This is a genomic window from Micromonospora echinospora (assembly GCF_014203425.1).
Classification (GTDB): domain Bacteria; phylum Actinomycetota; class Actinomycetes; order Mycobacteriales; family Micromonosporaceae; genus Micromonospora; species Micromonospora echinospora_A.
This window is the reverse complement of sequence record NZ_JACHJC010000001.1, coordinates 4,590,842-4,603,368: the sequence shown is the minus strand read 5'-3', so window position 1 is coordinate 4,603,368 and position 12,527 is coordinate 4,590,842. Positions and strand designations below refer to the sequence as shown.

The 12,527-nt window shown below is 73.7% G+C and carries 10 protein-coding genes; 2 read left to right on the top strand and 8 right to left on the bottom strand.

The genetic code is table 11. The features are described from left to right. Positions 1 to 181 precede the first annotated feature (181 nt). The 8 genes from FHU28_RS21455 to FHU28_RS21420 all read right to left on the bottom strand — a co-directional run bounded on the left by FHU28_RS21455 (position 182) and on the right by FHU28_RS21420 (position 9,787). On the bottom strand, positions 182 to 907 hold the full coding sequence (locus tag FHU28_RS21455) for an HD domain-containing protein (RefSeq protein ID WP_184686286.1): 726 nt from the start codon (positions 905 to 907) through the stop codon (positions 182 to 184). Between the two features lie 7 nt (positions 908 to 914). Continuing rightward, the gene (locus FHU28_RS21450; protein ID WP_184686285.1) at positions 915 to 1,373 is read right to left on the bottom strand and encodes an ATP-binding protein; all 459 of its coding nucleotides are present in this window, start codon (positions 1,371 to 1,373) and stop codon (positions 915 to 917) included. Positions 1,374 to 1,664: 291 nt separating this feature from the next. Then, positions 1,665 to 3,008, bottom strand: coding sequence for a pectate lyase family protein (locus FHU28_RS21445; protein WP_184686284.1), 1,344 nt, complete (start codon positions 3,006 to 3,008; stop codon positions 1,665 to 1,667). Between the two features lie 28 nt (positions 3,009 to 3,036). Further along, positions 3,037 to 4,200 carry a Gfo/Idh/MocA family protein gene (locus FHU28_RS21440; RefSeq protein WP_311773634.1) on the bottom strand — a complete coding sequence of 388 codons (1,164 nt, stop codon included), beginning with the start codon at positions 4,198 to 4,200 and terminating at the stop codon, positions 3,037 to 3,039. A gap of 34 nt (positions 4,201 to 4,234) precedes the next feature. Next, positions 4,235 to 5,719, bottom strand: a complete 1,485-nt coding sequence (locus tag FHU28_RS21435; protein WP_184686283.1) for a mannitol dehydrogenase family protein — start codon at positions 5,717 to 5,719, stop codon at positions 4,235 to 4,237. After that, positions 5,710 to 7,011 carry an enolase C-terminal domain-like protein gene (locus FHU28_RS21430; protein WP_184686282.1) on the bottom strand — a complete coding sequence of 434 codons (1,302 nt, stop codon included), beginning with the start codon at positions 7,009 to 7,011 and terminating at the stop codon, positions 5,710 to 5,712. Before FHU28_RS21430 ends, FHU28_RS21435 begins: the two co-directional genes overlap by 10 nt. Next, the gene (gene uxaC / locus FHU28_RS21425; protein WP_184686281.1) at positions 7,008 to 8,441 is read right to left on the bottom strand and encodes a glucuronate isomerase; all 1,434 of its coding nucleotides are present in this window, start codon (positions 8,439 to 8,441) and stop codon (positions 7,008 to 7,010) included. Before uxaC ends, FHU28_RS21430 begins: the two co-directional genes overlap by 4 nt. A 17-nt stretch (positions 8,442 to 8,458) precedes the next feature. After that, a complete protein-coding gene (locus tag FHU28_RS21420; RefSeq protein ID WP_184686280.1) occupies positions 8,459 to 9,787 on the bottom strand; it encodes a Gfo/Idh/MocA family protein in 1,329 nt (442 codons plus the stop codon). Between the two features lie 241 nt (positions 9,788 to 10,028). Between FHU28_RS21420 and FHU28_RS21415 the strand changes: the two genes are divergently transcribed. Further along, positions 10,029 to 11,075: a LacI family DNA-binding transcriptional regulator gene (locus tag FHU28_RS21415; protein ID WP_184686279.1), complete on the top strand. Its 1,047-nt coding sequence runs from the start codon at positions 10,029 to 10,031 to the stop codon at positions 11,073 to 11,075. Positions 11,076 to 11,172: 97 nt separating this feature from the next. Then, positions 11,173 to 12,516 (top strand): ABC transporter substrate-binding protein, encoded by a 1,344-nt coding sequence (locus FHU28_RS21410; protein WP_184686278.1) that lies wholly within the window; start codon positions 11,173 to 11,175, stop codon positions 12,514 to 12,516. Positions 12,517 to 12,527 lie beyond the last annotated feature (11 nt).

Sequence of the window (12,527 nt, the reverse complement as noted above, 5' to 3'; positions counted from 1 at the left end):
CGAGGTGGCGGGGCCTGGTGGGTGGGGTTGCCGCCACATCGCCGTAGTGGTGGGCCGTGCGCCAGTTCGGGGAGGTGGTTGGGTCCGGTGAGTGGGGTTGCGGCCACTTCGGGGTGGTGGCGTGGGCGGTCGCCACTTCGAGGGAGTGGCGAAGGTGAGGGTGAGTGCGGGCCGGGTGGCGTCAGCCCGGCTGGTCGAGGATGGCGCTGAAGCGCTCCTCGGCCAGGTCCAGCTGGGCGAAGATGTGCTCCTTGACCGGCGCCGACAACGGCGTGTCCGGGCGGGCGACCAGGTCGCGGAAGACCGGCACCAGCGGCCGGTACTTCGTGGCGGCGCGGGTCACCTTCGGCCCGACCGTGTGGATCACGCCCACGCCGTTGTCGGTGAAGTCGGACACCTTGATCACCCGGGCCCATGGCTCCCGTTCCAGGCTGGCGGCCACATGCTCCCGGTACTGCTCGTCGCGGTCCCGCTCCGGATCGTATTGCGGGTTGGTGACCGCAGCGACCAGCCGGGCGACCCGCGCCCCGAACCGGTCGGACAGCGCGGCGAGCGCCGCCGGGGTCGCGTCCGATCCGGTGTCGGGGTCGAGCCCGGCCAGTTCGGCGGGGTGGTCCTCGACCGCGTCGTGCAGCAGCCCGGCGACGATCACGTCCACGTCCCGCACCTGGTAGTGGTGCATCAGCCGGATCGACACCCGCAGCAGGTGGTTGAGGTACGGCTCGCGTACCCGTCGATCGTCGCGGTGCAGGTCGGCGGCCAGGTCGAGCGCCTCGGTCAGCCGGTCGCGGTCGGCCTCGTCGAACGCCTCGATCTCCAGCCGGAACCGGGCCAGCAGGCCGGGTTCACCGTGGATCTCGGTGATCGCGTGCATCGGCATGGTGGCGAGGTACGCGGGGAACTCCATGCGTCCCTTATAGCTGATCTTCGCTAGATCCGGTGCCCGCCGGGCCGCTCACGTCGCCGGTGAGGCGCTTGACCAGGCGTACGCAGGTGCCTTCCGGCGTGCCGACGATGGTGGCCTCGTCCATCACCCGCGCCATGATCAGCCGCCCGCGCCCCCGGTCGCCGCTCTCGTCGCCGTCGGCGGCCCGCCAGCCGCCGTGGTCGCGTACCTCGATCTCCAGCCGGTCGCCACGCAGCTCGGCCCGCAGCGTGGTGATCCCCTCGGGGGCGAAGCGGTACCCGTGCTCGATGGCGTTGGCGCACGCCTCGCCGGTGGCGATGAGGACGGTCTCGACGTCCCACTCGCTGACGCCCCGGGCGTGCAGCCAGCCGCGCAGCCGCTCCCGAATGGCGGCCAGCTGGCCCGGGTCGGCCGGCAGGTCGATGGTGAGGACCGGGCCGACGACCCCGGATGTCCCACCCGTCACGTCCGGCCCTCCGTCCCGTGCCCATCCTCGGACCTGGGCGCCCACTCGCGCTGCCACCGCCCGATTCTCACCCTGTTGTCCCCGGTGACCGCCGTTTCAATCCCCGGCGGCGCTGTCCGTCAACATGATCATTGCGCATCGAGGGCGGCGTGTCAGCCGGCGGCCCCGCGAGGCGGCAACGGCAGTGGGCCGGCGACCCCGGAGGGGACGCCGACCCGGGACGAGCGGCCCGCGCGGGCGGCGGTCACCCCGACGGCGTCGAGGCGGTATGCGTGCGGGCCCGGGGGCAGGTCAGAGCGGCAGCCGCCCGGCGCCGGCGAAGGCGTCGACGGCGAGCGGGACCAGCGGGGCCGGAAGCGGCCGCGCGGCGCGCAGCGTCGGCGTCCACCCGGCGTCGCCGCCCAGGTCCGGGTCGTGGGCTGCGTTGTACGCGGCGAGCAGGCTCACCGGCCGGGGCAGGCGGTCGCCCTGGCGCACCCAGCTGCCGCGCTCGGTGAGCGCGGTGCCGCCCCAGTCGTACAGCAGGTCGGCGGGGCCGGTGTCGCCGGTGAGCGTGAAGAAGTTGTTCTCCGCGTACAGCGCGGACTGCACGCCGACGCCGAGGGCGTACGCGAAGCCGGGCCCGCCGAGCCGGTAGTGGTTCTCGTGCACGTCGACCTGGCCGAACCGGACCCGGGGCAGGCGTTGCAGCGTGCCGTCGAACAGGTTGTGCCGGACGGTGACGTTGAGCCGGCCCACGTCCGGCCCGACGGTGTTGGACGAGCCGATCAGCATCACCTTGTCCCGGCCGGTGAACCGGTTCCAGGAGACGGTGACCAGGCTGGCGGTGTGCGTGACGTCCAGCGATCCGTCGTGCACCTGCCAGGGCCGGCCGAAGTAGACGGGCTGTGCGCTGTCCGGGTTGTCGCCGTCGGTGAACGTGTTGTGGTCGATCCAGACGTGCTCGCTGCGCCGCACCGAGATCTGGTCGTACTGGGAGTTCCAGTTGCCGGTGTCGCCGTCGGTGGGGGACCAGGCCGGGAAGCAGTCCCGGGCGTCGGCGAACTCGATGTTGCGCACGATCACGTTGTCCACCCGGTCGATCATCAGCGTCAGGCCGGTGAGCCGGGCGCCGCGCAGGCCGATGATCGTGGTGTTGGAGCCGACGTTGATCTGGGTCTGGCGGGTCTGGTTGGCCACCGACCGCACCCGGGCGGCCTCCAGCGGCCCGCTCGGGTTCACCCGGCCCCAGGTCTGCGGGTCGTACGCGGCCAGGTAGGCGGGCAGCGAGTACTCCGGGTCGGCCAGGTCGGCGCAGTCCAGCGGCGTGCCGTCGGGCCCTTCGAAACCGTCGGCTGTTCCGGCCACGTACACGATCTTTCCGGTGGCGTCGGCGGCGTTCGTGGCGTTGTCGCCGCCGAGCGCGGCGACCAGCTCGGCCCGGGTACGCACGACGTGCACCCGGTCCGGCGCGGCGGCCGACCCGCCGGTGGTGCCGGTGCCGGCGGCGGCCCAGCCGTCGTTCGCGGCGAGGGCCTGGCGGCCGATCAGCTCGGCGGCCCGGGACGGCCGTCCGGTCGCGGCCGGCGCGGGCGCGGCGGTGGTGAGGACGAGCGCGGCGGTCAGCGCCGCGACGACTGCGGTTCGGGTACGCATGACTCGTTCCGTTCTCCTGGAGGGACATTCACTGCACTGGCAGGTCCACCACGTACGGCTTGACCGCCCACGGCACGCCCGCCTCGGACGGCAGCGCGCCGGACTCCGCGGCGGCCCGCAGCACCGCGCCGACGCCCCGCACCATCCGCACCCGCTGCGGGCCGTCGCCCGCCACGCGCACCAGGTCCCCGTCGAGCAGCATCGGAACGGGCGCGTCCCGCAGCGCGTCCAGCACCGCGGTGAACGGTCCGGTACGCGCCAGCGGCGCGATCAGCGGCGTGCCGTCAGCGCGGTGGTCGAGCAGGTTCGCCAGCAGTCCGCGGCGGCCGGGCACCGGGCGTGGGGCGTCGTCGCCGGGTAGCCGCAGCCGGTCGGTCGGGTACTCCAGTACCGCCCGGCCCCGCTCGCCGGTGACCAGCACCTCCCCGGGGACGTGTTCCTCGGCGGCGAGGGTGAGCGCGGCCAGCACCGGCGGCCCGGTGCGCGGGGTCAGCCGCAGCACTGCGGTGTCGTCCACCTCGATCGGGCGGACGCGGTAGCGCTCCACTTCGATCCGGGCCGGGCGTACCGGCGCGCCGGCGACCGATTCGGCGACCGCCAGGCACTGCATGAGCGCGTGCGCGAGCGGGTTGGCGAGCGCGCCGTCCAGCGCCGGGCGGCCGTCGACAGTTCGCCGCCCGGCCCAGGCGGAGCGGGCGTAGTAGGCGTCCGGGCGTTGCCAGGCGGCGAGCGTGGCGATGCCGGTGACCGCGCCGAGCCGCCCGAGCGTGCCGGTCAGCTCGGTCAGCGCGGCCGAGCCGAGCGCCTGGAAGTTGACCTGTACGGCCCGGCGTGCGGCGTCCGCAGCGGCGGAGAGGGCCCGGTGTTCGGCGAGGTCGAGCACTGGCGGCTTCTCCAGCAGCAGGTCCGCGCCGGCGGCGAGCACGTCGAGCGCGATCGGCAGGTGCGTGTGCGGCGGTGTGCAGATCACCACCACGTCCGGGCGGGCGGCGGTGAGCATGGCGCGGTGGTCGGTGAACACGCCGGTCTCCGGCGGGACCGGCGCGTCCGGTTCGTCCTCCAGCGGGCGCACGTCGACCAGCGCGACCAGGCGCGCCCGTCCGGCGGCGTGCAGCTCGGCGATGGTCCGGCGGTGCCAGCGGCCGTGCCCGTTCGCCCCGATCAGCGCCACCCGCGGCGGCCCGCCGCTCACCGGCCACCCCCGGCTGGTCGCGGCCCGCCGCCGGTCACCGGGCGTCCGCCAGCGTGGCCCGGACGCCGTGCCGTTCCAGCGCGGTGAGCCAGCCGGTCACGTCGGCGCGGAACTCGTCGTCGTCGGCCAGGTCGGCCGGAAACACCTCCCGCAGCGCGAAGACCGCCTCCACCACCCCGGCCGGGGTGTGCGCTCCGGCGGCCAGCGCGGCACGCAGCCGGTCGGCGAGCGGGTCGTCCAGCGGCAGCGGCCGGCCGTCGTCGGCGTACCCGAGCAGGAACCGCAGCCAGGCGGCCACCACGAGCGCGCTCCACCGCGCCGACCGGCCGGCCGCCCGCAGGTCGGCGACGGTGGGCAGGACCCGCTGCGGCAGCTTCTGCGAGCCGTCCATGGCGACCTGCGTCGTCCGGTACCGGATCGCCGGGTTGGCGAAGCGGGCGAGCACCTGCTCGCCGTAGGCGCTCACGTCGACGCCGGGTGGCGGCGTGAAGCTCGGCGTGATCTCCTCGGCGACCAGCCGCCGCAGCACCGCCTCCAGGTGCGGCAGCGCCAGCGCCTCGGCCACCGTCTCCGCGCCGGCCAGCGCGCCCAGGTACGCGGTGGCGGAGTGCACGCCGTTGAGCGCCCGCAGTTTCAGCCGCTCCCACGGGCCGGCGTCGTCGGTGAGCACCGCGCCGGAGTGTTCCCAGGCCGGGCGGCCGCCGGGGAAGTCGTCCTCGATCACCCACTGCGACCACGGTTCGGCGGCGATCGCCGCCAGGTCGGTCACGCCCAGCGCCCGCCGCGCGGTGTCCCGGGTCTCGCCGGTGCTGGCCGGCACGATCCGGTCGACCATGGTGCCGGGGCAGGTCACCGCCGTGAGCACCCGTTCGGCGCTCGCGTCCGGCACCCGGGCCAGCGCGAGGCACTGCTCCACCAGGCCGCGCAGCCGGCGCCCGTTGGCGGGCAGGTTGTCGCAGCAGACCAACGCGATCGGCCCGGCGTCGGCGGCGGCGCGGGCGAGCAGCCCGCGCACCAGCAGGCCCGGCACGGTACGCGGAGGACGGTCGGTGGTGAGGTCGGCGGTCAGGTCCGCGTCCACAGTCAGCGCGGCGGTCACCGGGTCCATCCGGTACGCCTTCTCGGTCACCGTGAGCGTGACCACCCGGATCGCCGGGTCGGCGAGCAGGCCGACCACCGCGTCCGGGTCACTCGCGGCGTGCCGTACCCCGGCGAGCGCGCCGACCACCCGGGTCGCCGCGCCGCCGGGGGCGAGCGTGGTGACGCTGAACAGGCAGTCCTGCGCGGCCAGGGCGTCGACCACGCCGGTGCTGCGCGGCGCGACGCCGACGATGCCCCAGTCGCCGCCGGCCGCGCCGACCGCCGCCTCGGTGTGCACCGCCTGGTGGGCGCGGTGGAACGCGCCGACGCCGAGGTGGACGATGCCGGCCGGCACGGTGCCGGGGCGCAGCAGCGGCCGGCTGGCCTCTGGTAGGCGGCGCAGTGTGGCAAGGCCGAGCCGGTCGGTGGTCAGCGCCATGCCGGACCCTCCGGGAAGCGGAACTGCGCGATCGACTCCGGGCGCATGGTGGCGCTGTAGCCGGGCGCGGTGGGCAGCAGGTAGCGGCCGTCCCGGGTGCGGACCGGGTCGGTGAAGTGCTCGTGCAGGTGGTCGACGTACTCGACCATGCGGCCGTCCAGGTTCGTGCCGACCCGCAGGTGGTCGAAGATCGCGAGGTGCTGCACGTACTCGCACAGGCCCACGCCGCCGGCGTGCGGGCAGACCGGCACGCCGAACTTCGCCGCCAGCAGCAGCTCGGCGAGCACCTCGTCCACGCCGCCGACGCGGCAGGCGTCGATCTGCATCACGCCGATCGCCTCGGCCTGGAGCAGCTGCTTGAAGATGACCTTGTTGGCGGCGACCTCGCCGGTGGCGACCCGGCAGCGTCCGCCGGTCAGCTCGGTGACCGCGCGGGCGATCCGGGCGTGCCCGAGCACGTCGTCGGCGTGCGTGGGCTCCTCGATCCAGTACGGGTCGACCTCGGCGAGCACGCTCATCGCGGCGATCGCCTCGTCCACGTCCCACACCTGGTTGGCGTCCATCATCAGCAGCGCGTCCGGGCCGATCTCGGCCCGGATGATCCGGGCCCGCCGCAGGTCGTCCTCGATCCGCCCGCCGACCTTCATCTTCATGGCGCGCCACCCCTGCGCGTACGCGTCGCGGGTCAGCGCGCGCACCCGCTCGTCCGGGTAGCCGAGCCAGCCCACCGAGGTGGTGTACGAGGGGAACCCGTCGCGTTCCAGCCCGGCGAGCCGGTCGCCGAGGCCGTCGCGTCCCTTGTCGAGGATGGCCGCCGCCTCGTCGGGAGTGAGCGCGTCGGTGATGTGGTGGAAGTCCACTGTCGCCACCAGCTCGTCGGTGGGCGCCTCGGCGAGGAAGCGCCACATCGGCTTTCCGGCCAGCTTGGCGCGCAGGTCCCAGACCGCGTTGACGAGCGCGCCGGTGGCCATGTGGATCACCCCCTTCTCCGGCCCGAGCCAGCGCAGTTGCACGTCGGCGGTGAGCGAGCGCCAGAACGCGACAGGTTCGGCGGCGATCTCGGCGACGGTGCGTCCCCGCACGTGATGGGCGAGCGCGCGGACCGCCGCGCAGGTGATCTCGTTGCCCCGCCCGTTGGTGAACGTGAACCCGGTGCCGGTCGGGCCGCCGTCGGTGGCCAGCTCCACGTACGTGGCCGAGTAGTCGCCCCGGTTGATCGCGTCCGAGCCGTCGCCGCTGGCGGCGGTGGGGAAGCGCACGTCGTGCACCTCGACGTCGACGATCGTGGTCATGAAGGCCCACCTCCGAACTTGAAGACCTGCTTCGGCAGCCGGTACGCCAGGTCGACGATCGTCTCGGCGGCCTCGTCCCCGGTCATCCGGTGCTCGGCGACGAGGCGGGCGAGGAAACCGGCGTCGACCCGGCGGGCCACGTCGTGGCGTACCGGGATGGAGCAGAACGCGCGGGTGTCGTCGACGAACCCGGCGGTGTTGTAGAAGCCGGCCGTCTCGGTGACCGCCTCCCGGAACCGGCGCAGCACCTCGGGGGAGTCCAGGAACCACCAGGGCGCGCCGAGGCGCAGCGCCGCGTAGCCGCCCGCGAGCGGGGCGAGTTCCCGGCTGAAACTGTCCTCGTCGAGCGTGTAGAGCACCACTGTGAGCCGCGGGTCGTTGCCGTGCGCGTCCAGCAGCGGGGCGAGGGCGTGCACGTACTCGGTGGCCTGCGGCACGTCGCCGCCCACGTCGCGGCCGTGCCGGGCGTGCAGCCATCGGTTGTGGTTGCGTACCGCGCCGGGGTGCAGCTGCATCACCAGGCCGTCGTCGAGCGACATCCGGGCGAACTCCAGCAGCATGTGCGCGCGGAACGCCTCCGCGTCGGCCGCGTCGGCCAGGCCGCGCCGGCCCCTGTCGTAGAGCGCGGCGGCCTGCGCCGGACTGAGATCGAGGGTACGGGCGGTCGGGTGCCCGTGGTCGGAGGAGGTGGCGCCGGCGGCGGCGAAGGCCTCCCGCCGGGCCCGCAGCGCGGCCAGGTAACCGGCGTACGTGCCGGTGTCCTCGCCGGAGACCTCGGCGAGGCGGTCCACGTTGGCCGACCAGTTGCCGAACTCCATGTCCACGACGTCGTCGGGGCGGAACGTGGTGACGACCCGGCCGCCCGGCCCGCCCCAGCCGTCGGCGGCGAGCTTGGCGTGCCGGCCCAGGTCGTCCAGCGGCGACTCGGTGGTGGCGAGCACCTCGATGCCGAAGCGCTCGAACAGCGCCCGGGGCCGGAACCCCGGTTCGGCCAGGCGCGCGGCGAGCGCGTCGTAGACGGTGTCGGCGGTGGCCGGGCTCAGCGGCGTGTCGACGTCGAACACGTTGCGGAACGTCTGCTCCAGCCACAGGCGTGACGGGGTGCCGCGGAACAGGTGCCAGTGCGCGGCGAAGCGCCGCCAGACGGTCCGCCCGTCGGTCTCCACCGGGCTGCCGTCGACGCTGGGCACCCCCAGGTCGGCCGGGGGCACGCCCTGGCTGAGCAGCATCCGGGTCAGGTAGTGGTCGGGTACGACGAGCAGCCGGGCCGGGTCGGGGAACGGCTGGTCCTCGGCCAGCAGCCCGGGGTCGACGTGCCCGTGCGGGGAGATGATCGGCTGCTCGGCGGCGAGCGCGTACAGCTCGCGCGCCAGGGCTCGCAGGCCGGGCTCGGCGGGCAGCAGCAGATCGCTGGGGGAGATGATCGGCACGGGGGCGGGCTCCTCGGTCAGGGCAGGGTGAGCAGGTCGGCGACCCGGACGGGCGCGCCGGTCTCCAGCGAGCGGTTGGCGGCCAGGCCGGTGAGCAGCGCCAGCGCGCCGTCGCGGGCGGTGGCGGCCCGGCCGAGCGGGTCGGGTTCGCCGCCGAGCAGCACCCGGGTCATCCGGGCGTCCGCGCCGCCGTGCCCGCGCCGGGTCCAGCCGTCGACCGGGATCTCCACCGGCGGCGCCCAGAACGGGCGCAGCGTGAGCCGGGCCGCGCCCTGCTCCACGGCCGCCTCGTCGCCGTGCAGCGCCGCGCCCTTGAGCGCTCCGGCGACGGCCGGGCTGACGTGGTCGCTCTCGGTCACCTCCAGCTCGAGGCGGCCCCGGCTGCCGTTGACCATCACCCGGTAGCCCTCCCAGGGGGCGTACGCGGTCAGGTGGTAGGTCATTGTCGCGCCGGTGTCGTAGCGGGCCAGCAGGGCGAGGTCGTCCTCGATGGTCACGCCGGGGGCGAAGACGTTGCGGTCGCGGTGGTAGCCGTCCTCGGCCTCGGCGTCGAGGTACAGCTCACGCAGTCGCGGGTGGTCGGCCAGGCGCAGCGCGAACGGGTCGCCGTCGGCGGCGGGGGATCCGTGCGCCCGGTCGTAGTCGCGGGCGTAGCCGTGCCGGCGGCCGTCCGCGCCGTAGAAGAACAACCGGCCGTACGCGTGCACCTCGACCGGGCGGGCGTCCAGCCACCAGTTGACCAGGTCGAAGTGGTGGCCGGACTTGTGCACGAGCAGCCCGCCGGAGACGGACTTGTCGCGGTGCCAGCGGCGGAAGTAGTCGGCGCCGTGGCGCACGTCGAGCAGCCACTCGAAGTGCACCGACCCGATCTCGCCCACCGCGCCGTCGGCGAGCAGCCGCCGGACCTGCTCGTGCAGCGGGTTGTAGCGGTAGTTGAACGCGACTGTGACGCGCCGGCCGGTCTCGGCGACCGCGTCCAGGATGCGCCGGCACCGATCCGCGTCGACGGTCATGGGCTTCTCCACGACCACGTCGCAGCCGGCCCGCAGCGCCGCCGTCACGTACTCGTCGTGGGTGGCGTCCACGCTGGTCACCAGCGCCACGTCGATGCGCTCCTTGGCGAGCATGGCGGTGAAGTCGCCGGCGGCGTACGTGGGTACCGGCGGGTGGCCCAGCTCGGCCAGCCAGCGGTTGTGCGCGTCCATCCTCCTCTGGTTGACGTCGGCGAGCGCGACCAGTTCGGCGGTGTCGGCGTGGTCGAGAGCCAGGGCGCGGACGAACATCTCGGCGCGCGCCCCGGCGCCCACCAGGGCGTGGCGGACCCGTTCCCGGGCCGGTGGTGACATGACGTCGGCCTCCCCGGCAGTCGGCTGCAAAGGTTTGCAGCCGAAGAAACCACGACGGTGGATACGTCGTCAACGGTTGCCGGTCAAGCCGCCCTATCCATCCGCATTGATGAGGTTTCGCGCACCCGGAAGGACCGTCGACGCAATCGAGCCGCAACAATGGACCGTTGACACGGGCGCAACCGTTTGCATTAATGGGCGGCACCCGTGACCCCCACCACATCGGACGAGGGAGCCCGCCGTGCCAGCCACCATCCGGGACGTCGCCCGCGCCTCCGGTGTGCACATCTCCACCGTGTCCCGTACGTTCTCGGCCCCGCACCTGGTCAACCCGGAGACCCGGGTCCGGGTGCTGGCCTGCGCGGAGGACCTCGGATACCGGCCCAACCGGGCCGCCCGGGCCCTCATCACCGGCCGTACGCACAACATCGGCCTGATCGTGGCCGACATCGCCAACCCGTTCTTCCCGCCGCTGATCAAGGCGGCCGAGGGGCAGGCCCGGCACCGCGACTACCACGTCTTCGTGGCCGACACCAACGAGGACCCGGTCGCCGAGGAGGACCTGGTCCACGCCCTGGCCAAGCAGGTCGACGGCGTGCTGCTGTGCAGTCCCCGGATGAGCAACAGCCTGATCGAGCAGGTCAGCCGCGAGGTCCCGGTGGTGGTGATAAACCGCCAGGTCGCCGGCCTGCCCTGCGTGATGATGGACGTCGGGCAGGGCGCCCGGGCCGCGATCGAGCACCTGCTCGGGCTCGGCCACCGCCGGATCGCGCTGCTCGGCGGCCCGCGCGGCTCCTGGACCGCCCGGGAGATGCGCCGCGCCGCGACCGCCGCCGCCCGGGGCGGAGGAGCGGAGCTGACCGTCCTCGGACCCAACCAGCCCACCGAGACCGGCGGCAGCGCCCTGGCCGAACAGGTACGCCGCAGCGGCGTCACCGCCGTGCTCGCCTACAACGACCTGATGGCGATCGGCCTGATCGAAGGGCTGGACGCGCTCGGGTCGCGGGTGCCGCACGACGTGAGCGTCGTCGGCGTCGACGACATCGCGCTGAGCCGGCTCACCCGCCCCAAGTTGACGACGGTGGCCACGCCGACCGCGGCCGCCGGCCGGACGGCCGTCGACATGCTGCTGCAACTCGACTCCGACGCGCCACGCGGCGTCCGGGGCCGGGGCGCGGCGGCCGGCGACCGTCGCACCACCGCACAGGTAATGCTCCAGACCGAACTGGTCGTCCGCGACTCGACCGGGCCCGTCCCCGCGCCCGGCCGGGACGGCACCGGGGCCTGAGCAGGTGGCCCGGGCCCGCACAGCACTGCGGACCCGGGCGGCCCGTGGACGGCCGCCGGTGACGTCGTCGCCTCCCACAGCCGAGGAGTGAGCGCAGATGCAGCCCGCAACGTCCCCCACCGCCGGCGTACCCGCCGGGCGGAATCACGGTACCCCTCTGACCCGACGCCGACTCGTCAGTGGCCTGGCCGCCGTCGCGCTCGCCGTGCCGTTCGCCCTGGGCGCGGCCGGCTGCGGCGACGACTCCGCCGGCGACGACGGCGGCCCGGTCAAACTCTCCGTCTTCTGGTGGGGCGGTGAGGCCCGGGCCAAGCTCACCGAGGACGCCCTGGCCCTCTACACAAAGAAGCACCCGGACGTGACGTTCGAGAAGACCTGGCAGGCCAACCAGGGCTACTTCGACAAACTCGCCACGCTGACCGCCGGCGGCAACCCGCCGGACCTGTTCCAGATCGACGACAACTACCTGGCCGAGTACGCCGGTCGCAGCACCACGCTCGACCTGGGCAGCTACAGCGATTCCGGCAAGCTCGACGTGTCGAAGTTCCCCAAGAGCCTGCTGGAGTACGGCGTGGTGGACGGCAAGCTCGCCGGGGTGGCCGCCGGGGAGAACACCCAGGGCCTGGTCTACAACAAGACGCTGCTGACCAAGAACGGGCTGCCCGAGCCGACCACCGGGATGAGCTGGGAGGAGCACATCGCCTGGGCCGAGCAGGTGGCGAAGAAGACGAAGGTGCCCGGCACCCAGGACCCGAGCGCCGACTACAAGGCGCTCTGGGTGTGGCTGCGCCAGCAGGGCAAGGACCTGTACAACGGCAAGGAACTCGGGTTCACCGCCGAGGACGTGAAGAAGTGGTTCGAGCTGTGGAAGGGCGCGCGGGACCGGGGCGCCACCCCGACGCCTGATGTCATCCACGAGGGCAACTCCAGCGACATCACCAAGCAGCTGGTGGTCACCGGCAAGTCGGCCACCTCCTGGGTCTGGGTCAACCAGATGCCCGACCTGAAGAAGAACACCAAGGACGAGCTGGGCGTGGTCGCGTACCCGGGTGACCCGAGCGCGCAGTGGGCGCGCGCCTCGATGTACTGGTCGGTGTTCAAGGGCAGCAAGCACAAGGACGTCGCCGTCGACGTGATCAACTTCCTGAACAACGACCCCGAGGCGGTCGCGCTGCTCGGCACCGACCGCGGTCTGCCGTCGAACATGGATCTGCGCGCCAAGGTCAGCGAGACCGCCACCGACCCGGCCATGAAGCAGTCCATCCAGGTCGAGTCCGACCTGGCGCAGAAGTTCGGCGCCTCGCCGCAGGTCCCGATCAAGGGGCACAGCAAGGTCAAGTCCGAGCTGGTCAAGGCCGCCGAGAACGCCCAGTACGGCCGCGCCACCCCGGCCCAGGCGGCGGAGCAGTTCGTCACCGCCTGCAAGTCCGCGATCGCCTGACCCCACGAAAG